Origin of the sequence: Chryseobacterium tructae, assembly GCF_030409875.1 — a bacterium.
GTDB classification, from domain to species: domain Bacteria; phylum Bacteroidota; class Bacteroidia; order Flavobacteriales; family Weeksellaceae; genus Chryseobacterium; species Chryseobacterium tructae.
Genome location: NZ_JAUFQR010000001.1, coordinates 2,335,342 through 2,356,985, shown reverse-complemented (window position 1 = coordinate 2,356,985; position 21,644 = coordinate 2,335,342). Strand labels below are relative to the sequence as shown.

The following is a 21,644-nucleotide window of genomic DNA, read 5'->3' as shown; positions in this document are numbered from 1 at the left end:
TACAATTATATAAACGGAACCAAGGTTCCGTTTTTTGTTTCCTAATTTTTAAGGATTAGAAGTCAATTCATAAAGAGATTCCGTATTTTAGGTTTGGGCTAAAGCCGGATGAATTTTTGTTTTATTTATTAGGTGGGCTAAAGCCCACCTCTATTGATGTTGATATCCTGATGCATTGTAGTTGCTTAACGACAAGATCTTTTATCTTTTATCTTTTATCTTTTATCTTTTATCTTTTATCTTTTATCTTTTATCTTTTATCTTTTATCTTTTATTTATAAATTACCTTCGTAAAAATTATTCATCAATTCTTATTTATATGAAAATCATTATCCACGGCGGTTTTTTCTCAGAAAGTGACCAAAGCCATGAAATAAAAACTGCGAAACAGAATTCTTTACAAGAAATTGCTCAAAAGGCATTTCAATATCTTCAGACACACTCTGCTTTTGATTCGGTAGCCTATGCCGTTTCTTTATTGGAAGATGATCCATTGTACAATGCAGGAATCGGTTCACAGATTCAAAGTGACGGTGTCATTCGGATGAGTGCTGCCATTATGAATGGTGAAACCCAAAAATTAAGTGGCGTTATCAATATTCAGGATGTTAAGAATCCCATTTTTGTAGCTAAAGACCTTATCGGTGAGGATGATAGGGTTTTGGGTGGAAATGGAGCAAAACGCTACGCAACAGAACATGGATTCGAAAACTTTTCTACGGAAATTCCACAAAGAAGAAGAGAATATGAAGCTAAACTTAATCATGGAGGTAAAGGTACGGTAGGCTGCGTAGCCATTGATAAAGATGGTAAGTTAGCCGTAGCGACCTCTACAGGAGGTAAAGGTTTTGAAATTCCGGGAAGAATTTCAGATTCTGCCACAGTGGCAGGAAATTATGCTAATGCATTTTGTGCAGTAAGCTGTACAGGTGTGGGTGAAGATATTGTAAGCAATGCTACTGCTACAAAAATTGTAACCCGTGTGACAGATGGAATGAGCCTTGAGATGGCTTTCAGTAAAACTTTTGATGAACTTAAAACTATTGACGGTTTTGCAGGTGCCATTGCCATAGACAAAGAGGGAAATGTTTATCATCAGGACTCTTATCCTACTATGGTTTTCGCTAGTTTTGACGGTGAAAATTTCGACATCTTTTCTTAATTTTAACATTATTTTATAATTCTGCTTAATTTTTTGGCACGTATTTTACATATGTATTAATAACAAATTTTAATATTAATATCTTTTAAAAATAGAAATCATGGGAAACAAAACAAAAGGTTTATTAGCTTTACTAGGATTGGGTGCTTTAGCTTATTGGAAATATAAAAATTCAAGTCCTGAAGATCAACAAGCCGTAAAGGATAAACTTAATACAGCAAAAGATAATTTTAACAAATGGGGAAATGACCTTAAGAGTAAAGCCAATGATGTTGCTTCCCAGGTTCAAACTAAAGTAGACGAGGTAAAAACAAAAGCCGAAGACTCTTTAAACTAAAAACAAACAGTAGTTTTTTTAACATTCATATATAGAAAAAGTCATCGTAGTAGTTTGCGATGACTTTTTGTTTATAGTTCAGAAAAAAATACACTTTAATTTCCTTGAATAATATAATTTTTTTCTATTAATTTTCTTTCAGGTTTACCAGTATCGTCCGGCTGAAACCAAACTTCAATCCTAGTTCCGTAATAGTCGCCCCAATCCCCTTCTTTCACTGTAAAACCATCATTACCACTTGAAAATTCTTTCAACTCATCATTAGGATTAAAGACAGTTCTTATTGATTGTTTTTTAATTTCTTTTTCTGAAAGAATCCTGTTGGTATTAAAGTCATATACTTTTAAATAGACTTTACCTTTTTCTGTTTTATTCAGGAAAACATCATATTTATAAGATCCCGGCTGTAAGTAATCATAGATCAGAATATCAGGCTGGGTAACCTCTACGAGTTCTTTTTCATCTACAAAAAGCTTCAAAGGCATTGAAAATTTTGCGTTCTTTGGATTTTTAATATCATTATTATAAGGTTTATATGGACTTTTAGGTGGATAAAAAGCGAAGAGAACACCAAGAATAGAACATATGATGAAGCTTAAAAGGCATTGCCAAAGTCCATTTTTAAATTCTCCTTTTTTAAACAATCTCGAAATCCCCAATATAAAACTTGCCACTGCAACCAGAAACGGTATAACTGAGAAAAAATTCCATGTAAATTTACTGATGGGTAGAATAAGAATCATTAACCAACAAAAAATCCCTGTAAACAAGGTTATTAAAGAGGTAAAGTACCACCTCCAGTTTAATGCTCTAAAAACAACTTCTTTTATCATAATTTCTCCATAATTTTTTTCTTTTGTTCATTGAATTCTTCTTCGCTCAAAATACCGCTTTCTTTTAATCTTCCTAGTTGCTCCAATTGATCTAAAACAGTAGGTTCAGATTTATGCTGAATGTATTCTTTAGGGCGAGACATGAAATCTCTTACCTTTTCGCAGAAAAGTTTTGCTTCATATTTTCCAACGCCGTCAATTTCAACCAGATCGTCTGAAACCTGAATATCTATGGAAGCCAGCATTACAGCTGTTTCATATTGTATAGAACTTATTTTAGTATAGGAGTAATCTTCTACCGTGAGTCCATACATAAATTCCTTATCTACAAAGATCAACCTTCTGTCTGTAGCGACTAAGATGATATGATGTTGTGTTGTTTTCTGTCTGCCTTCAACAAGATAAACAATTCTTTCATCTGCTGAAAGAATCTCTGGCAGAGCATGGATCTCTTTTCTAGCAAAAATAGTAGGGTTAATATCCAGTTCTTCGAGTTCTTCTTTTATTTCGTCAAGTCTTGATCTCATGGTTATAGTTTATGCGTCTAAATTACTATTCATTTTCAAAATTCTTCTACAAAGCAGAAATCGGACTTCAAATACGGTTCTACTTTTACATTCAAGGATTTTTCATCTATTTCTAAATAATTTTCCTTAGAAATATTTATCGATAAACCTCTTTTTCCACCACTGAGGTGCGAGGTAACATCTTCTTTATCTTTATAATATTTTCCGGAGATATGTTATTTCCCCAAATTGTTAGTGTCTCTAAGTTTTTTAGTTTATCTATTCCAGGCGGAATATTCTCTAATTGGTTATTTTCCAACTGTAACGTCACCAAGCTTTCTAATTTATAAATTTCTGACAATGCTTGCTCCGAAAGGCTGCAATTTGATAGATTTAAGGATCTTAGTTTTTTTAATTTTTCTATTCCTGCAGGAATTAAGGTAATTCCATTTCTGTTCAAATCTACGTCTTCCAAATTAAGTATTTCATATAATTCTTTAGGAAAAGTCTTAAAACGGTTATCTGTTAATGAAATAGATTTCAGGTTTTTAAGCTTTGAAAAAGAAAAAGGAAGGTTTTCTAATAAATTATTTGATAAATCAATCTCTTTTAGATTTTCAAGATTTCCTATTTCAGCAGGTAATTTTTTTAGCCTATTGGAGGGAAGGTTTAGCCGCTCAAGTTTAGTTAGTTTACCTATTGAAGCCGGCAAAACCAACTCTTTAAACACCTGGTTATCATTGGTAATTGCTCCTCCAAAAAATAGTCTTTTGGATATTTTTAACTGCTTTAAATTAATTAGCTTCCCTATGTCCTCAGGAAAACTGTCTAATTTATAGCTCTGAAAATCTAAAAATTCCAAATTTGTTATTCTTAAAATTTCGGGTTGAATCTCAGTAAGCTTATTGGAATTAATATATAAATGCTTTAAGTTCCGCAGATTTCCAAATTCTTTAGGTAATTTAATCACATCCCCGCCCTTTAAGGAAAATCCTTCTAGCTCCTTTAGGTTTCCTATCTTCTCAGGAATTTTTGTAAAATTGGATCCACAGTCTACCGTAAGCCCTTTAACATTCCATGCAAAAATTTTGTCTGGAATTTCATTGATGCCATATAGCTTTATATCATCTGAAGGTTTCAATTCTTCTATTTGTTGTGCAGGTGGCGCAGGCGGTGGCACCATCTGAGCATTGGCATTTAGAAATAGTATGGTAAAAAGAAGTACGTATTTTTTTTTCATGAATTTAATTTCTGAGTATTTTTATTTACAATAGAGAATGATCTTCTCCAGGAATGACAATAGAGGAATGCAAAGCATATACTTCCCAGCCTAAATTTTTATATAATAGCTTCCCTTCTTCTGTAGCCACCAAAAGATTATTAGCAAATCCTTTCGATAAGGCTATTTTCTCCAGTTCTTTCAATAGAAAAGACGCCAACCCTTTTCTTTGATGGTTTACTTCGGTAATGATCCTGTCATAAACAGCAACATCATCTATTAAAGATACACGTCCTATTGAAGCCTGTTCCCCATTTTCGGCTACAATTCTGACAACAAATGTTGTATTGTATTCTGACAATTCCAGATGATATCCTTCTGCCAGACTGATTTCCGGGAAAATCATCGGATGAAAACAAGTCATCAAATATCCTTGTGCCTGTAGTTGCCATTTTTTAGGAATTTTTCCTATAAACTGATCAGGAGAGGTACTTACTTTCAGATAAACCCAGGGCTCGTCAATTGACTGGGCAAGCTGATAAAAGTCTTCATTAAGGTCAGGAAATACATAGCGTTCTTTTTGTTTTTCATCGCCCACAAATACATTAAATCCAGACTTATATGGAACAGGAAAAGATACTTCTCTTGATAAACACCATCCTTTAAGCCAACTTTTTACGATTTCTGTTTTATCTTTCATGGTCAGGTGTTAAAAGTTTTATTTTAATTGAGCCAACAGTTTTCTTTTTTGTTCTGTAAACTCAGTATCAGTAAGGATGCCATTTTCTCTCAATTTGCCCAATTTCTCTAATTTTTCAATAATTTCAAGAGACAACGTTGCGTTTACAGCTGTATTTGCATTTGCATTTGCATTTGTATTAGCGTCTACAGGACTTACCTCTTGCTGAGGTTGTTGTATCAGATTATTATAAATAGGACTTATAATACTATAGAATTTTTCGGCATCTTCTTTATCCATGAAACATTCAAACTCTACGACTCTTTCGTCAAGATGAATTTTAATAATGGGAGATCTCGGATCTGTTACAAAACTTACAGACCTGATCGCTTCATTAGGATAATCATTGATTTTAGCGTCTCCAAACATTGCTTTTGAAACGGAGATCATTCTTTTAGAGGTTGCCACCAATATTCCTGCTGCTAGTGTATTGACAAACTGAGCATCTGTAATGCCAATGATCTTCTCTTCCTCGGAAATCAGATAAGGAAGCTCTTTGATCTCACCTTTGGTAAATACAGAAAGGCTGGCATTCAGTCTTTCCAGTTCTGTTTTTATTTTCTGTTTTCTTCTTTTGTATACATCCTTAGATAGATCTTGTGGTTCTTCATCTATGGCCATAGGAAGAATCTCTTGAGTTACAGCAGGTACATTTTGTTCTGTATTTTTATTTTGAATGATTCGGTGAATATCACCGATATTGAACTGATTCAGATTATACAATACTTCCTGATTGATATAGCTTATTTTATCCAAACATTTATTGCATAGCACTCCACCGTCTGAAAGTTTATTTTCTCCCAGAAGCGTATCCATAGAGGTTAATTCGGTATTACATAATGAACAAATATTACTCATTTTTTTTATTTTTTATAATTTATCCAGCAGTTTCTTCTTCTGCTCTGCAAATTCATCATCTGTTAAAATTCCATTGTCTCTTAATCTACCTAATTTTTCGAGCTTATCAAAAACAGTTGAAGGATCTTCTTTTTGTACCGGTTTCGGTGACTGGAATTCAGGATTTGCAGCCTGTTGTTTTTGTTTGTTTCCGGAACTGTTTATATAGCTTTCTATTGCCTCACAAAATATGTGTGTTGCATGGCTGCTATTAAGAATAAAATCAGTGGTGGATTCATTCGTAATCATTTTTAGTAAAGAAGGGTTTTCTCCTTTACCATCTGACACTGTATGGATATTTTGATGTAAGAATTCTTTTTTGTATACACTCCCAAAAAACTTTCTATTAAGAAAAACGACTCTACGTTGCGTTGCTACCAGAAGTCCATTGGCATTATTGTGCAAATACCTGGCATCTGCAATTGCAACAAGTTTCTCATCTTTATCTAAAACCTTTGCAAGTTCACCCACTTCATCATTCACAGAAGAACTGAGTTTAACATTTAAGGCAAAAATCTGTTCTTGAATTTCATCAGATCTTGTAGGTTTTGTTTTGCCAATCGAAAACCGCACAGAAGTATGGGAAAATGTTATGCTGGTATGAGACATTGAAGTCTCTGTCACATTTTCTTCCTCAATGTCCTCTACTTCTTCAATACTTTCACCCCACACCAACTCTCTGATCTCCGCTACATTGTAATTTATTAGACTATGCACCAGATCTTTATTAACAGCTGTTGCTTTATTCAGACATTTATTGCATAAAATTCCACCATCTGAAAGCTTATTCTCGCCCAGAACAGTATCCATTGGAGTTAACGGGAGTCCACAAAGAGCACAACTTGTGTTCATTCTATTTTTATGTTTAAAAGTTTTTAAATCAGATCAGCCAAAATCATTTGTTCCATTTTACATCAACCCAATCTTCAAGTAACGATCGATTTTAAAGTCTTTCTAATAATTTTGCTTTCTGCACCGAGAATTCTTCTTCGCTTAAAACGCCCATTTGTCTTAGTTTTCCAAGTTTTTCCAGTTGCTCAAAAATATCTTCTGATGATCCTTTTGAAATACCGGGAGTGCTTTGAGGTGCAGGGCTTGGAGTATTTTGATAGAATGACTGTGGTTGTACCGGTTGCTGAACTGTTTGTCTTTCGGGTTGTTTGATCTGTCCGTTTACACTATCACAGAATGATCTTCCATCACCTTTATTATGCAGTTAAACTCAACAGTACCTTCTCTTGTATTGACTCTTAATACTGAATATAAAAGATTTTCAACCTGATCCAGAGAAGTAATGTCTTTATGGGTATATTCGTTTTTTACCACCCCACCCAGAAATTTTTTATCCATGAAAATAACTCTCCATTGGGTTGAAAAAATAATTCCTTCCCTGTTATTACGAAGATTGATACATTCTGCAATGGCAATCAATCGTTCATTCGAATCCAGGACTTTATCCAGTTCATTTACTTCTTCATTGGCTAAAACGCTTAGTCTGGCTTTCAGCGCTACAATCTGGTCTTTATTTCGTCTAGTCTGGTGGGAGCATCATACTCATAGTTGCCCGCTCCTGAAGATGGAGTTCCTGAACTCTGGCTCCCATCAATTTTGCTTTTAAGGAACATTCCTGTTATTTCAGCAAAATAAAACTGATGCAGGTTATTGATAAGGTCTCTATTAATTGTAATGGCTTTATTAAAACATTCAGCACACAAATAGCCGCCATCTGCAAGTTTATTTTTTCCAACAAGCATATCCGTAGACGTTAGCGGAGTTCCGCACAATGCACAAATAGTATTCATCTGGTTTTTATGTTTAAAAGTTTCATATAAGTAGAGGTAATTCTACTATTGTATTAATCGTCCCAAATTACAAATTCTAAACCGATTCTGAAGGGCAAAGTATTCAAAACTTATGATTCATCAAGTAAATCAGCCACAAAAATATTTTTTGTGGCTGATCATTTCTTATATGGATTTCAGGCAAATTATAATTTATCCAATAATTTTTTCTTTTGATCAGTAAATTCTTCATCGGTAAGAATACCGTTTTGTTTTAGCTTTCCGAGCCTTTCCAGAAGTTCAAATATAGAGTCTTTAGAAAGTTCTGTACTCTCCTCCCCTTTAATAAAAGCATTAACTGTTTTACAAAATTGTTCTGCAAAAAATAGATCTTTTATTTCAAACTGATATTGCTGCTCCTGTGTATACAGTTCAATAATTTTCTGAGAATTCTGATATTGTATCAAAGTAATTTTTTCATGAGGAATCACTTCTATAAAGTCTACACCGCTTCCTTTAAAAATGATACGGCTGTTTGTTGAAAAAAGCAGTCCTGCTGTACCCTCAAACAATCCATCAATAATATGAATCATTTTCTCATCTTCCATCAGAATATCTGAAAGCTGTTCTATATCTTCTGATGCCCACAATAATAAATCCGGGTTAATATATTTGATCTGATACTTTATATTTTGCATAATGGAACAATCAGAAGTATTATAGTTTACTAAATAATTTAGCTTTTTCTTGTGAAAATTCTTCGTCTGTCAGAATACCTTTTTGTTTCAATGTCCCAAGCCTTTCTACAAGATCCAGGATTATAGAAATATCCGGAATTTCCATCTTCTTAGAACGGCTTATCAACTGATGCACAACTTCACAAAAAGGGACTCCAGATTGTGGATGATCTAGCTCAATTTCAATTGTTTTTTGTGGAATAACAATGGTCATTATATTATTTGAAGGAGAAAAATTAATTGAATTAATATCTTCAAGGAAAATACTCTCTTTAAATAACACCTCATCAATTCCGGCATCAATGAAAATTAATCTTTTGTCTGTAGAAATAAGTGTTCCGTAGCCTCGCTGATCGTGCTTTCCAAAAACAATATGCATCAGTTTTTCATATTGGATCGTTTCAAAAACACCCCATAAAACTACACCTGAATAATCAGGAAGATTGGGGTTAATTCTAAAAATCTCTGTTTTAAACTGATGAACATCCGAACCTTTCTTTAGCAACCTTTTGGCTTGGTGTATACTAAACTGCCTACTGTTTAAAAAAAATCCAGGATATATTTTATCCAATTTAAATTTACAAACATTGCAAATTTCAACATTGTCTAAAAGCCTTTCAGCGTTCGAATCTGAGATTTCTCCTTTGCAAATGGCACAACTATTCATTTCCTTAATGTATGTATTTTAAAGCCGCTCCAATATTTTTTTCTTTTGCTCGGTGAATTCCTCATCAGTAATGAGGCTATTTTGTCTGAAACAACCAAGCCTTTCCAAAATATCAAAAAGCGACGGCTCATTATTATTTTGGATAGGTTGGGTTTCAGTTGGCTTTTTATCTTTTGTAAGGTCTATTTGTCTTTCTGTTTCTAGCAAACATTTTTCAGGTTCATTAAGAACGTCTGAAAAATTAAAAATATTTTCGGTAGTAGTAATTTTTATTTGGTTCATTGATGTGATTAAATCTATAGAAATTATTTCACTATAATCAATGATTTCAGGAAGATTGATCTTTGCATCAGCTCCTATAAACATAAGTTTTCGATCTGTTGCAAGTAAAACACCAAAATTACTGTCATATACAGCATTGGATGCATGTACAATATTTTCATCATACAAAAGAGCATTAAACAATTTCTTAATTGCTGAGTTTTGAGATAAAAGAATATTATACTTTTCTACAAGCTGATAGCTAAACTGTTCAAACCATATTCCTTTTGCCAATAGTTCCTGAATCTGAAAAGAGCTATACTTTTGCAATGATCCAGTATGCGGAATATCCATAATTATGAAAACCTCACGTGCTTTCAAGCCACAACTGTTGCATACATAAGTATTATCTGCCAGCTCTTCTATATCAGAAAAAAAGCCAGATACGTTTTGTAATGGGACTAAACAACCGATACAGTTTTCCATTATGAGATTTAACTTTGCTTTATATTCTTATCCTAGAAATTCGTTCAAAGAAAGCGTTTTCTGTTCTCCAGCTACAAGATCCTTAAAGGTTATTGTACCATTTTTAAGCTCTTCTTCACCTAAGAAAACAAGGTTTTTAATTCCTTTCTTCTCTGCATAAGTAAACTGCTTATTGATTTTTGCATTTTCAGGGTACAGTTCTGCTGAAATTCCTTTTGATCTTAATTGCATGATTAATTTCAGAGCTTCTGTAGTCTCTTCACCTCCAAAATTAGCAAACAGATATTCTATTTTAGAAGAAGCTTCTTCAGGGAAAAGGTTCAGTTCTTCCATTACCAGATAAATTCTATCTAATCCGAAAGAAATACCAATTCCAGGGATGTTTTTCACCCCAAATACTTCTGTAAGGTTGTCATATCTACCACCGCCACCAATAGATCCCATCGCTACCTCATCTGCTTTCACTTCGAAAATAGCTCCGGTATAGTAATCAAGACCTCTGGCTAAAGTAATGTTGAATACTAGATTCTGCATATCAACCCCAAGGCTCAAAGATTGTGTAAGAACAAACTCTAATTCCTCTACTCCTTTCAATCCGATCTCGTTACCTACAAATTTTTCTTTCAACTGAAGTAAGTTTTCCAAAGCATCATCAGATTGGCTGAATAAAAAGTCTAATTTATCAATAGATTCCTGAGAGATTTCTCTTTCCAATAATTCCTTAACAACTCCCTCTTTTCCAATTTTATCCAGCTTATCTAAAGCGACTGTAAAATCGATCAGTTTATCCGTAATTCCTGCATATTCAGCTAATCCGGAAAGGATTTTTCTGTTGTTCATGTGAATGGTAACAGGTACTCTCAAATCAGCAAATGATTTTAAATATAACTGAACCAAATCTACTTCTTGTAGTAAACTTTCACTTCCTACAACATCTGCATCACACTGATAAAACTCTCTGTATCTTCCTTTCTGAGGTCGATCTGCTCTCCATACCGGTTGGATTTGGAAACGCTTGAACGGGAATGTCAATTTGCCATGATTCATCGCTACAAATCTTGCAAAAGGTACGGTAAGGTCATAACGAAGTGCCTTATCTGTCAAACTTTCTGCACTGAAAGGCTTCTCTAATGCTCTCTGGAAGTCATTAAGCATTTGATGCTTCTTTTCTTCCTTTGCTTCGTTAATACTTGAATTAAGAATTTTAAAAATCAGACGATCTCCTTCTTCTCCGTACTTTCCTGTTAAAGTAGAAAGATTTTCAAAGCTTGGTGTTTCCAATGGCTGAAATCCGAATAATTCAAAATTATTCTGCAAAATATTGATAATATATTTTCTTCTGGAAACTTCCTGTGCCGTAAAATCTCTCGTTCCTTTTGCTAAACTTGGCTTCATTTATTGTATGTCATTTTGATAACTACAAAAGTACGGAATTACAAAGACTTTACACAGTATAAAACCTAAGAAACCGGAATTGAAGCTCATGTAATATTTAGTTTATGTTTGGAATAGAAAAAAATGTCCCTTGTACCCAATCTGTATTACTGGTAACATTAGCATATCCATTACTATTTACACTGAAGGTTAGGATATAAGTAGTACCTCCTGATGTAATTCTGAAACTTGTGGCATTGTTAGCTGCTACCACTACATTAGAGGATGAGGACAATACTGTAAATCCCGAACCAATTTGATAAAAAAGAGAACAGGTAAAATTTGTCAGATTGGCAGCCACTCTTCCGGTAAAGTCTAATCTTGCAGATTTTGCTCCTACCAGAATATTATTCCAGGTCATATGCCCTTTTGTAATCAATCCCGAAGAATACATAGCATCAAGCGGAGTGGTTTCCTGAATATTTCCATTGGTGTCTGAAGTAATAAGTTTCGTTACATTAGGTGCAGACTGATTAGGAAGAATTCTTACTCTTAGCTCACCATTAACATCTAATGATTTGGTTGGAGTTGTTGTATTGACTCCTATTTGAGAATAGGCAGAAAGAGACAACAAAGTTGTCATTAAAAAGTAAATTTTCATTTGTGTTTCTTTTATGTTATAAATCAACAACATCTCATCAAATATAGTGCCTATTTTTTTCAGACATTCAATATAAAAAAAACCGATAAAAAAATTTTCTTCGGTTTTTAAAATTAGATAATTATTATTCTAAAAAATCAAACATTTTCAAGAATTTCCAGTATTTCTTCGCCATAATTTTCAATTTTATGTTTTCCGAATCCTTTGATCTCCAATAGTTCTTCTTTTCTGGCAGGTTTATACTTAGCTACAGACATCAGTTCTTTATTACTTGCAATGAAGTAGCTTGGCAGATTTTGTTCCCTGGCTTTTTCTGATCTCCAAAGCTTCAAGGCATCCAGGATCTTTTCTTCATCAGAATTAAGCAAGTCATTTTCTGCAGAATATTTAACAACTTTTGGCTCTTTCACTGTATTTTTCACTAACTTTTGTTCTTCAAAATACAGAATCACAGACCAATAACATTCATCGTTTACAAAAGCGGTTTCCACTTTTATAATCTCATTACCTTCCAGAAAATCATCGAGCATTTTCTGATCTTTGTAGAGAAACTCCTCGGGAAGTCTTATTTTAAAAACTTTTACTTTCATCATTTGAGTTTTTAGAATTATTTACCTCCCAGCAACAGGATCTCATCTACACGAATTTCCGTAATGTAACGCTTTACACCATCCTTATCATCATAAGATCTGTACGTAAGCTTACCTTCAATAGCAATTTCTTTTCCTTTAGGAACATACTTTTCCATAATCTCCGCAACTTTCCCGAAAGCAATCAGGTTGTGCCATTGTGTTTCTTCCACTTTTTCACCTTTAGCATTGGTGTAATGATCGCTGGTAGCTAAAGATACACTTGCTTTTACATTTCCGTTTTCGAAGTTTACCATTTCAACTTCTTTACCTGTGTAACCAATTAATGTTACTTTGTTTCTTAGTGACATAACTTTTAGATTTTAATGATTAATATTTCAGATAAGAGACGTTCACTGTTTTCTCAAATCTCTGTTGCAAAGGTTGCGATCTCACCAAAAGCCAGTCGGTTATAAACTATTTAAATTCGTTTGTAGTCGTTTACGGTCGGATAAGTGAAATTAAAATTGTTTAGCAATCCTTATTTTTTATGGTAAAAAATTTTGATATCATTTTACAATAAAAAGGAATAATGGGAACTTACTCAGGACATGGCCTGATCAATTTTACCTTTATAACATTAATTCTATTAAAGAAAATTTTTCCATAAAATAGTCTTATTTCAGTCATGAAATTTTTCATAAATTGTAAGGGTGAACAACAAACCGTTCAATCTAAATTAATAACCTCATGGACGAAACTCAAATTAGAAAAATCCTTAATAAGGCAAAGGAGCTAAATGTAATTATCAACAAGGAACTGGTTACTAAAGCACTCGAAATTAAAGAACTCGCTACAAGTGCAGAAAACAAAAGGCTTTTAGAAAGGCTCATTTCAAGTCTGGAACAATATATAGCAAAGGAGCAAAACCTAGTCTATGTTGGTCTTGTGGGACACTATTCTTCAGGTAAGTCCAGCACAATCAACAGTATCCTACAAATTAAAGGGGGGAGTGATGAGCGCGACACGGCTCTGCACCCAACCGATACAACAATTACGCTGATCACAGACAAGGCCAATTCTCAAAAGATTATGCACATGACAAAAGAAAGCGTTTATGTTCCAGTTAGAACCGTAACTATAGACTCGGCCTTTCTAAAGGATCTGGTTATTGCAGATACGCCCGGATCGGGTGATCCAAATATAGACAACGAGCTTATACAAGATTTCCTGCCAATATGTGACTATATATTTTATTTCATTTCGGCAGCAAATCCGATAGATCAAGCTGACATTCCTTTGCTACTACAGAAAAACAAAAGGCTGCCGTTTATACCTCTGTATTTCGTTATAACCAGAACAGACGAGTTCAAGATTACAAGCAACCAACCATTGTCTGACGAGAATACAGATTCAAGCAAAAGAAATGGTTTCATGGGCCAACTGATGTCGCGGCTGAAAGAATTTTCAGGTGCTGCCGAACTTTCGGAAAAAGATTTTGTCTTTATAGATAATAGAGAGGGATATAATATAGAAGAACTTCGTGTAAAAATTTTAGGATGGTCTACCGAACTCGGACAAAGTTCATTATGGGATAACCATAGCCATAAATTGGAATTTTATTCGAGAAATTTAGAAGATCTGGAATCGTTTTTTCTTAATAATATTAAGGAAAAAATAAAGATTACCGGAGATTTTCTGAGGACTGCAGGAGAAAATATTAATAAATTCGATGCCGCAGTTGATGTAAATAACGAAAAATTGAGAAATGTCTGGGTCGAAGGAGAAAGAAAGCTAAAACTGACACTCCAGACCGAGTATGATCAATTAAACTCTATGATGGCAAAGACAATTCCTAGAATACTTTCCAATACAGAGGAGATGGCTACAGAAAAGAGAGCGATTGCTACTTTTATAGAAAATCAATCAAATGGCAACATCGGAAGATTTACAGCAGAACTATACAGTCTTGCAAAAGCTAAGATACTGACGATTAAGCAGGATATTGGTAATGTTCTAGAAAGCGACGAAACAGATATAGACAAAGAGGATATCCGAGAAGTTCTTCCATCTAGAATAGATTTTTTCGACATTGACGATACCTTGGAAATAGATTTTTCAAAAATGGATAGTTCTGTAATTAGTTATCTCAACCGTTTGTATCTTTTGGCCGATGAGGAGAGAAGCAAGCTAATGGGAAGATTAGATCAATTTAAGGCTGCAATGGACAGGCAACAGGTCATCAATGCACTTGAAGATGTATATAAACAAGGAGCAGACAACATAACAGAAAATTTCGATAAATATTTTGATGTTATCGAGATGTACAAAGCGAGTGTGCTTACTAAAAATACAAAAGACACTATCCAAAAGCTAAGGATCGGAAAGCAGTTGGATGAATTAGATGATGAATTCCCAGAGCATTATAAGCAAGAAAAAAAAGAGGGAGCTATATTAAGCATATATCCTAGAAAAGATCAAAAGATATTAGATCTAAAAAAAGATCTTACAGAAGTAGAGGATAATATCCTGCAGCTTAAAAGAGAATTAGGTTCGGACACCATTAGAAGAAATTCGACGGTCAATATTTTTTTCCAAAAGGAAGAGTTCAGAATTGTTGATATAATGGAGGAAGCGCGACTCGCAATAGAAATGGAAATCAATAGGTTATACCAAGAAAAACTATTGATAGCTTTTGAGGATCACAGGAGCAGTTTTCAGGAATTTAGGGAACAACAGCAAAAGCAGAAAAAAACAAGACAGAAGGCAATTTTTAAGTGGACAGGTATAGCTGCAATTTCAGGGATCTTGATTTATCTGTTAATGGTAAAGCTGAATATGGTTACCCCTACGGCTGTCCGTTGGACGATTGGATTTGGTGTGATCAGTAGTACCGTATTTGCATTGATTGGTAATTTAATTACTAGGCTTAGGACCGATCTTAACAAAATGACAGAGCGACATCACAAAAAATTCAAACAAAAAGCCAAGGAACAACTTAGATTGACGTTCAATGAAGATTTTTTTAATACCCTTAGCGCAAGCTTGGCTGATGCAAGACCAAAAAAACGGATCTCGCTAGAGAGAATTTATGAAGAAAAGCTAACACCAGTTACTAGCCAAGCCAACAGTGATATAATGCAGGTTTTGGATGGGTTAGCAAGCAAAAATGCACTGTTCGTTGAACAACAACGCAAATATTTAAGCCTTGTTTCACAATTCCAGTCTTTGTTTTTGGGGATTTTCTCTAATCCAGATGAAAATGTCAAAAAAATCCGTGTAATAACTCAGCAGGTCAAGGAAAAATCGATTGAGCCTTCTTTTACATTGTTGAAAAATACAAAAAATGATTTGGAACAAGTTAAAGATCAAATAGAAAATATAGAAAGGGAACTGGAACCAATTTAGGGGTATTCTGATTTCACAGATATTTAAAAAGAAAGTTTTTGAGCAATTCTAAAATATTCTGTCAGTAATCATTTGGAAACAAGTATTTTTTGTACAATTGGGTATGCTTATTAGCAAGCATACCCGTTCATGCATAGATTTCATCAGCTATTAGTTTAATCAGACAACCCCCCGCCATTACAGTGGGTCTGTGTTTATTTAAAGTTATAAACTTTGCGTTTTGTGTAAGATTTTAAATTAATCAAAACAATATTAACCTAATCACATCTGTAAATCATATGATTACATTATAAATATTTGATTAATTTTGATAAGTATTAACTTATGATAAATTGTGCCATTGTGTTTCTTCTACCTTTTCGCCTTTAGCATTGGTGTAATGATTGCTGGTAGCTAAAGATACACTTGCTTTTACATTTCCGTTTTCGAAGTTTACCATTTCAACTTCTTTACCTGTGTAACCAATTAATGTTACTTTGTTTCTTAGTGACATAACTTTTAGATTTTAATGATTAATATTTCAGATAAGAGACGTTCACTGTTTTCTCAAATCTCTGTTGCAAAGGTTGCGATCTCACCAAAAGCCAGTCGGTTATAAACTATTTAAATTCGTTTGTAGTCGTTTGCGGTCGGATAGACAAAACTAAAAAAAAGTTATAGAAATTGTTTTTTAGAGCAAAAAATGTTGATATAATTTGAAAAACAAAAATTTATATAAGAGTTAGCCACTAATGCACGAATCCTTTTTATTCGTGCATTAGTGGCTATTTTATTAAGATTTAAATTAATTTTGCTTTCTGTTTCTTACTAAAAAGAAGCAATGATGATTTTTGATTATAAAGAAATGAATATATGAGGACGTTAGAAATTAAAAAGAATATTCAAAAGGAAGAGGATAAAAATCTTTCTTTTCGGGTTTTTGATTTAACAAGTGACTATTTACAAGAGTATGATAAGCCACACAAGAAAGATCATTTTTTTATTATTGTTATTGAAAACGGGACTTTACAGCTGCATATTGAGGATAAGGTTCATTCTTTGAAACCAGGAAAAATTTCTGTAGTATTTCCGGAGCAGGTGCATTTTATTTCTGATATAAGTAATGATTTGAAAGGAAAAATAATTCTGTTTGAAGAGGTATTATTCTGTTCAGATATTTTGAAAAATGAACTGAGTACTTATAATGTAAATCTTTCCACACAGCTTCATTGTACCATTTTATCTTCAGAAGACTTTCAGCAAAGTTTATATACAATCTCTATTATCCAGGGAATTTATCAATATCCAAGCCTTATCAAAAAGGAACAGACGAGGTTTCATATCAAAATTTTTCTGTTAGGCTTAATTGAATCTGTTCACGGATTGCATCCTATTCTTCATAAAGAAACAACTGACAAACCTATTTATGTTCGTTTTAAAAAATTATTGAACGAACATTACAAACAATACAGAACAGTTCAGTATTATGCTGATGAACTATCCATTACGACAAAAAAATTAAATTCAATTACTAAAAAACATTGCGGGGAAACGGCTATTCAGACTATTCATAACCGAATTTTAATAGAGATTAAACGACAATTGATGTTTTCAGACCTTTCTCATAAAGAAATTGCCTTTGATCTCGGTTTCAATTCTCCTTCTGCTCTCAACAAATTTGTAAAGTCTAAATTGAAGGAAACGCCTACTGCTCTACAACAGGAATTGGCGCAAATGTATAACACATAATCTTGTTTGTATAACACCATCCGTTTGGGCTTATCTAATTTTGTCTCATTAAAATCAAACAAAAAAAATGAGCAAATTATTTATTGCAGGAGAAGTTTTCCATGGTGCCGGAAGCCTTTCAGAATTAGCAAATATTAAGGGTAAAAAAGCGGTAATCGTAACGGGAGGAAGCTCTATGAGAAAAAGTGGAACTCTTGATAAAGCGATTGCTTACCTAACAGAAGCAGGAATCGAAACTCAGATTTTCGAAGGTGTAGAGGAAGATCCATCGTCAGCAACTTGCATGAAAGGTGCTGAAATGATGAAAACATTTGAGCCGGATTGGGTAATTGGTTTAGGAGGCTGTTCTGCCATTGATGCCGCAAAAATCATGTGGGTATTTTATGAATATCCTGATGCTGATTTCGATGCGATGATTAAGCCTTTCACGGTTCCGGTTTTAAGAAATAAAGCAAAATTTATCGCTATCCCTTCTACAAGTGGTACAGGAACTGAAACAACAGGTCTTGCCGTGATTACAGACAGGGAAAAAGGGGTGAAATATCCAATCGTTTCTTATGAATTAACACCGGATATTGCTATCGTAGATGGAGAGATCTGTGCTTCAATGCCTGCACACGTTACTTCAAATACAGGTCTTGATGCATTGACGCACTGTGTGGAAGCTTTTGTATCCAACATTGATAATAATATTGCAGATGCACTTTCAAAAGGAGGTCTTGAGATTGTTTTCAATAACTTAAAAGAGGCCGTAGAAAATCCAAACAATATTACGGCACGTCAGAATATGCATGACGCTTCCTTTATGGCAGGTTTAGCATTCAACAACGCTTGGTTGGGAATTGTTCACTCTTTATCTCACCAGGTTGGAGCACTGTACGGAATTCCTCATGGTGCTTCCAATGCCATTTTCCTTCCGAATGTTATCCGTTATAATGCTCAAGCTACAGAGCGCTACCCTGATTTAGCCAGAGTAATTGGTAAAGAAACCGCTGAAGATCTTGCACAGGCCATTGAAACGCTGCGTTTAGAAGTTAATAATCAATCGGCAATCAAAGAATTTGGAATTTCAAGAAAAGATTGGGATAAAAACATTGATTATATCACAGCGAATGCGCTTGCAGATCCATGTACAGGTTTCAACCCAAGAGTTCCTTCTTTAGATGAATTAAAGGCTATTTATAATGCTTGTTATGAAGGTCTTGTATACACAGAAGAATTGGTGGCAGGATAGTTAATTTTATATTTAAATTTTAGCATAAAAAAGCAGGAGCCTGATTTGGGCTCTTGTTTTGCTATTCAACCAAAAGAATTCTAAGGTTATATTTTTTTCGTATTCAACACAATATCCGGCTATTGGATTTCCTTTCTAAAATTAGAATGCTGCGTTGCCGTAAAATAATCACAAAAAACCTGATACACTGCAGAATCTGTATGACTTGCTTGTATTCCTAACTGAAAATAAATATCAAGAATCTGATGCGACAAACCTTCTACTACATCTGATGAATAATCGTGAATTTCCTCTTGTTTTTCAAAAGAAATTGTTGCAAAATCATTGAGTAAAGATTCAATTTCATCGGCAAATTCAAATACTCTTCTCATCGCTTCTTCTATTTTTTCATTAAAAAGATGCAAGTCAAGATGAGGTCTAATTTTAACCGCTTCTTCTAAAAAATGAGAAGCTATCCCAAGATAATTAACCAATAAAGTTAAATCGGCAAAAATCCTAAATGGAATTTTATCTAAAACATCATCCGTAAAAAATTCATCATAAATAAAACTATACTCTTCCGAAATTTTCACATTCTCAACTTTAAAGGAGTAGGTTCCGGTTGCTTTCATCCCCATCGATTTCCAATTTGGAATAATTTCAACCTGATTTTTGGAAATAACAAATGATCTTATCATTTCAGATCCCGATTTGTCTAGCAACGGTTCTCCTTTTTGAGTAAGTTTAGCATTTAAAGTAAAATGACTTAGATGGGGTGCTCCCGTTGCAAAATGCCAAAGTCCGTAAATTAAAAAAGTTCCATCGGCTTGCTTTTCTGCCGTTCCGCCAATCATTCCGCTTCCGCCGAAGCAGGTTTGAGGGTTGCAAAAAAGTTCTTGAGCAATTTCGGGTTTTAAATTTCTTGAGAAAAAATTGGCTCCTGAGCATAAAGTCAGCATCCAACCCAAACTTCCATCTATTTTTGACCAATCGAACAATACAGATAAACCTTCTTTTAATCGAAATCCCAATCCGCCATACATTTCAGGAACCCAGATCTGGAGCAGTCTTTCCTGATGAATCTGATTGATTATTGATTGCGGAACTTCAGAGGCTCCGTACATTTTTTCTCTTATTTCCTTATGCGAAAGCATTTTTTCTGTTTTTAATGATTTTTCGCCACTCCAGATAGCCTGAAATAGCAACAATGAATAAGAAAGCGGTCAGCATTGAATATAAATAGAGACCTTTATGGATCAGCAGCGGAATCGCAATAATATTGCTTATATTGAGTAAAATCCAATTTTCAATTTTTCTTCTTGCCATCAACCACATTCCGGCCCAGGCAAAAGCACTTACCAGAGAATCCAAAACCGGAACGTCAGAATCGGTGAAGTTTGTCAGAAAAACCCAGAAAAGACAGAATGCTCCTATTACAATTCCTGCGGTAATCAGTTTTTCCTGATGAGTAGTTTCAGAAATAACAGTTTCCGCTTTTCGTTTCCCGAATTTCCAATACAGCCATCCGTAAATGCTCATTACTAAATAGTAGAGATTTAAGGTAAATTCCGCATAGAGTTTAGCGAAAAACATGACATATAGCGAAAGTAAAATTCCGGCAATCCCGAAAAGATAGGTATTGGAATTGTTTTTTCGTGCCAATAAGACCTGAACTACTGAAAAGAAGACTCCAAGCCATTCCTGCCATGTTGTCTGTTGTAAAATTTCCTGCATCAAATTAACTTACATAAATTAAATGATGAGATGATCAATCAAAAAAATCCCTACGTCGGCATTATCCGAATCAGGTGTGGAAAAATTTCCCGGGTATCATCTCAGCCGCTATTGCAGCACCCCATTGAGGACACAAATTTGATGTTTTTTAGCGACAATAAAAAATAATTCAACTATTCTTTTACTACAAATAATCTTTCGTGTGATTTAGATTTTGAAAAGAAAACACAAATTCAAATTTTGCAGATTTTAAAAAATGCTCCCATCTTAATACCATCCATTTACAAACGGATAATTCTGTATCTTTGCTTTATTAAAATATCCAACCGGTTTTTTGTAATAATTAACCCTAAAATAAAGCAGGACAACCTCAATGAAGAAGACAATAAAAAGAACGTTCAGAGTTTCAAAATATGTAATTTATAAAGAGACTTTGGTTGATTACAAGGAGCATTTCTGGTCATTCTTAGGTGCTTTTTTCGGAATTGGCCTGATTGCATATATCCAGTCTCATTCTTTAGCACAGGCTGAAAACATATTTCTGATTGGTTCTTTTGGTGCCTCGAGTGTTCTTATTTACGGAGCAATCCAAAGTCCATTGGCTCAACCCAGAAATCTGGTTGGCGGCCACGTCCTTTCCGCGTTGGTGGGAGTTACTGTTTATCAAATTGTTCCGGATATTATATGGCTTTCTGCTCCATTAGCAGTAGCTTTTTCTATTGTATTAATGCAGTATACAAAAACCCTGCATCCGCCGGGCGGAGCAACAGCTCTGATTGCAGTGAGCTCTACCGGGAAAATTCCGGAATTAGGGTATTGGTATGTTATCTCTCCGGTTCTTTCGGGGTGTATTATCCTGTTGCTGGTGGCTTTATTTTTCAACAATATAACGCCTAACAGAAGCTATCCTTCACACAGCAGGTTTATAAGATTGTTACGAAAAAAACATGCTCATGGACACAAAGTGAAAAAATAAAAATTATGAATTGTCTGGAATGTGGCGAAAAAATCATAGGAAGGTCTGATAAAAAATTCTGCAATGATGCCTGCCGAAATGCCTACAATAATAAACAAAATAAAGATTCTTCGAATCTGATGCGGAATATTAATAATAAGCTTCGCAAAAACTACAGGATCCTTGTAGAGGTAAATATAGATGGCAAAACAAAGATTGCTAAATCCAAATTAGAAAGCATCGGTTTTGACTTTGAATATTTTACCAATGTAAAGGTTTATAAAAACGGATCTGAATATAAGTTCATTTATGATTATGGCTATAAGCTTTTAGAAGAAGACTTTGTTTTGATCGTTAAAAACCAAGCATAACCTATT

The 21,644-nt window shown here is 34.1% G+C and carries 26 protein-coding genes; 7 read left to right on the top strand and 19 right to left on the bottom strand.

Annotated features, from left to right (window positions below; all coding sequences use genetic code 11):
- Window positions 1–319: 319 nt before the first annotated feature.
- Both QWZ06_RS11645 and QWZ06_RS11640 read left to right on the top strand, forming a co-directional pair.
- Window positions 320–1,162: an isoaspartyl peptidase/L-asparaginase gene (locus QWZ06_RS11645; protein ID WP_290298215.1), complete on the top strand. Its 843-nt coding sequence runs from the start codon at window positions 320–322 to the stop codon at window positions 1,160–1,162.
- Window positions 1,163–1,262: 100 nt separating this feature from the next.
- Entirely contained in the window at window positions 1,263–1,499 is a 237-nt protein-coding gene (locus QWZ06_RS11640; RefSeq protein WP_290298212.1) for a YtxH domain-containing protein, read from the top strand.
- 95 nt (window positions 1,500–1,594) lie between these two features.
- On the opposite strand, the gene QWZ06_RS11635 is transcribed toward QWZ06_RS11640, so the two are convergent.
- The 16 genes from QWZ06_RS11635 to QWZ06_RS11565 form a co-directional block, all read right to left on the bottom strand.
- Window positions 1,595–2,332: a hypothetical protein gene (locus QWZ06_RS11635; protein ID WP_290298210.1), complete on the bottom strand. Its 738-nt coding sequence runs from the start codon at window positions 2,330–2,332 to the stop codon at window positions 1,595–1,597.
- Window positions 2,329–2,859: a PH domain-containing protein gene (locus QWZ06_RS11630; protein WP_290298207.1), complete on the bottom strand. Its 531-nt coding sequence runs from the start codon at window positions 2,857–2,859 to the stop codon at window positions 2,329–2,331. The genes QWZ06_RS11635 and QWZ06_RS11630 overlap by 4 nt, the downstream gene beginning before the upstream one ends.
- Before the next feature lie 136 nt (window positions 2,860–2,995).
- On the bottom strand, window positions 2,996–4,078 hold the full coding sequence (locus QWZ06_RS11625) for a leucine-rich repeat domain-containing protein (protein WP_290298204.1): 1,083 nt from the start codon (window positions 4,076–4,078) through the stop codon (window positions 2,996–2,998).
- Between the two features lie 25 nt (window positions 4,079–4,103).
- On the bottom strand, window positions 4,104–4,757 hold the full coding sequence (locus QWZ06_RS11620; RefSeq protein WP_290298202.1) for a GNAT family N-acetyltransferase: 654 nt from the start codon (window positions 4,755–4,757) through the stop codon (window positions 4,104–4,106).
- Window positions 4,758–4,775: 18 nt separating this feature from the next.
- Window positions 4,776–5,654 carry a PH domain-containing protein gene (locus QWZ06_RS11615; protein ID WP_290298200.1) on the bottom strand — a complete coding sequence of 293 codons (879 nt, stop codon included), beginning with the start codon at window positions 5,652–5,654 and terminating at the stop codon, window positions 4,776–4,778.
- A 12-nt stretch (window positions 5,655–5,666) separates the two neighbouring features.
- Window positions 5,667–6,545, bottom strand: coding sequence for an SHOCT domain-containing protein (locus QWZ06_RS11610; RefSeq protein WP_290298198.1), 879 nt, complete (start codon window positions 6,543–6,545; stop codon window positions 5,667–5,669).
- A 91-nt stretch (window positions 6,546–6,636) separates the two neighbouring features.
- Window positions 6,637–6,726, bottom strand: a complete 90-nt coding sequence (locus QWZ06_RS27865; protein ID WP_353960013.1) for an SHOCT domain-containing protein — start codon at window positions 6,724–6,726, stop codon at window positions 6,637–6,639.
- A 140-nt stretch (window positions 6,727–6,866) separates the two neighbouring features.
- The gene (locus QWZ06_RS11605) at window positions 6,867–7,142 is read right to left on the bottom strand and encodes a PH domain-containing protein (protein WP_290301346.1); all 276 of its coding nucleotides are present in this window, start codon (window positions 7,140–7,142) and stop codon (window positions 6,867–6,869) included.
- 59 nt (window positions 7,143–7,201) lie between these two features.
- Complete coding sequence (locus QWZ06_RS11600) at window positions 7,202–7,495, bottom strand: DUF4428 domain-containing protein (RefSeq protein WP_290298196.1); 294 nt, start codon at window positions 7,493–7,495, stop codon at window positions 7,202–7,204.
- Window positions 7,496–7,680: 185 nt separating this feature from the next.
- Window positions 7,681–8,172: an SHOCT domain-containing protein gene (locus QWZ06_RS11595; RefSeq protein ID WP_290298193.1), complete on the bottom strand. Its 492-nt coding sequence runs from the start codon at window positions 8,170–8,172 to the stop codon at window positions 7,681–7,683.
- A gap of 19 nt (window positions 8,173–8,191) precedes the next feature.
- Window positions 8,192–8,716: an SHOCT domain-containing protein gene (locus QWZ06_RS11590; protein ID WP_290298190.1), complete on the bottom strand. Its 525-nt coding sequence runs from the start codon at window positions 8,714–8,716 to the stop codon at window positions 8,192–8,194.
- Window positions 8,717–8,896: 180 nt separating this feature from the next.
- Window positions 8,897–9,625 (bottom strand): hypothetical protein, encoded by a 729-nt coding sequence (locus tag QWZ06_RS11585; RefSeq protein ID WP_290298187.1) that lies wholly within the window; start codon window positions 9,623–9,625, stop codon window positions 8,897–8,899.
- 27 nt (window positions 9,626–9,652) lie between these two features.
- Entirely contained in the window at window positions 9,653–11,020 is a 1,368-nt protein-coding gene (gene hisS, locus QWZ06_RS11580; RefSeq protein WP_290298186.1) for a histidine--tRNA ligase, read from the bottom strand.
- A 97-nt stretch (window positions 11,021–11,117) separates the two neighbouring features.
- The gene (locus QWZ06_RS11575) at window positions 11,118–11,660 is read right to left on the bottom strand and encodes a hypothetical protein (protein WP_290298183.1); all 543 of its coding nucleotides are present in this window, start codon (window positions 11,658–11,660) and stop codon (window positions 11,118–11,120) included.
- A gap of 137 nt (window positions 11,661–11,797) precedes the next feature.
- Window positions 11,798–12,253, bottom strand: coding sequence for an HRDC domain-containing protein (locus QWZ06_RS11570; protein WP_290298181.1), 456 nt, complete (start codon window positions 12,251–12,253; stop codon window positions 11,798–11,800).
- A 14-nt stretch (window positions 12,254–12,267) separates the two neighbouring features.
- A complete protein-coding gene (locus QWZ06_RS11565; protein WP_045497669.1) occupies window positions 12,268–12,600 on the bottom strand; it encodes a single-stranded DNA-binding protein in 333 nt (110 codons plus the stop codon).
- A gap of 379 nt (window positions 12,601–12,979) precedes the next feature.
- On the opposite strand from QWZ06_RS11565, the gene QWZ06_RS11560 reads away from it, so the two are divergent.
- A complete protein-coding gene (locus QWZ06_RS11560) occupies window positions 12,980–15,637 on the top strand; it encodes a GTPase (RefSeq protein WP_290298176.1) in 2,658 nt (885 codons plus the stop codon).
- 322 nt (window positions 15,638–15,959) lie between these two features.
- On the opposite strand, the gene QWZ06_RS11555 is transcribed toward QWZ06_RS11560, so the two are convergent.
- A complete protein-coding gene (locus QWZ06_RS11555; protein WP_290298173.1) occupies window positions 15,960–16,130 on the bottom strand; it encodes a single-stranded DNA-binding protein in 171 nt (56 codons plus the stop codon).
- A gap of 359 nt (window positions 16,131–16,489) precedes the next feature.
- Between QWZ06_RS11555 and QWZ06_RS11550 the strand changes: the two genes are divergently transcribed.
- Window positions 16,490–17,365, top strand: a complete 876-nt coding sequence (locus tag QWZ06_RS11550) for an AraC family transcriptional regulator (RefSeq protein ID WP_290298172.1) — start codon at window positions 16,490–16,492, stop codon at window positions 17,363–17,365.
- A 67-nt stretch (window positions 17,366–17,432) separates the two neighbouring features.
- A complete protein-coding gene (locus QWZ06_RS11545; protein ID WP_290298170.1) occupies window positions 17,433–18,599 on the top strand; it encodes an iron-containing alcohol dehydrogenase in 1,167 nt (388 codons plus the stop codon).
- Between the two features lie 119 nt (window positions 18,600–18,718).
- On the opposite strand, the gene QWZ06_RS11540 is transcribed toward QWZ06_RS11545, so the two are convergent.
- Both QWZ06_RS11540 and pnuC read right to left on the bottom strand, forming a co-directional pair.
- On the bottom strand, window positions 18,719–19,732 hold the full coding sequence (locus QWZ06_RS11540; RefSeq protein WP_290298168.1) for an acyl-CoA dehydrogenase family protein: 1,014 nt from the start codon (window positions 19,730–19,732) through the stop codon (window positions 18,719–18,721).
- A complete protein-coding gene (gene pnuC / locus QWZ06_RS11535; RefSeq protein WP_290298167.1) occupies window positions 19,719–20,315 on the bottom strand; it encodes a nicotinamide riboside transporter PnuC in 597 nt (198 codons plus the stop codon). The genes QWZ06_RS11540 and pnuC overlap by 14 nt, the downstream gene beginning before the upstream one ends.
- Window positions 20,316–20,685: 370 nt before the next feature.
- Here pnuC and QWZ06_RS11530 point away from each other — a divergent pair, with 370 nt between their 5' ends.
- Together QWZ06_RS11530 and QWZ06_RS11525 are read left to right on the top strand one after the other, a co-directional pair.
- The gene (locus tag QWZ06_RS11530; RefSeq protein WP_290298165.1) at window positions 20,686–21,288 is read left to right on the top strand and encodes an HPP family protein; all 603 of its coding nucleotides are present in this window, start codon (window positions 20,686–20,688) and stop codon (window positions 21,286–21,288) included.
- A 5-nt stretch (window positions 21,289–21,293) separates the two neighbouring features.
- Window positions 21,294–21,638 carry a hypothetical protein gene (locus QWZ06_RS11525; RefSeq protein ID WP_290298163.1) on the top strand — a complete coding sequence of 115 codons (345 nt, stop codon included), beginning with the start codon at window positions 21,294–21,296 and terminating at the stop codon, window positions 21,636–21,638.
- Window positions 21,639–21,644: the final 6 nt, after the last annotated feature.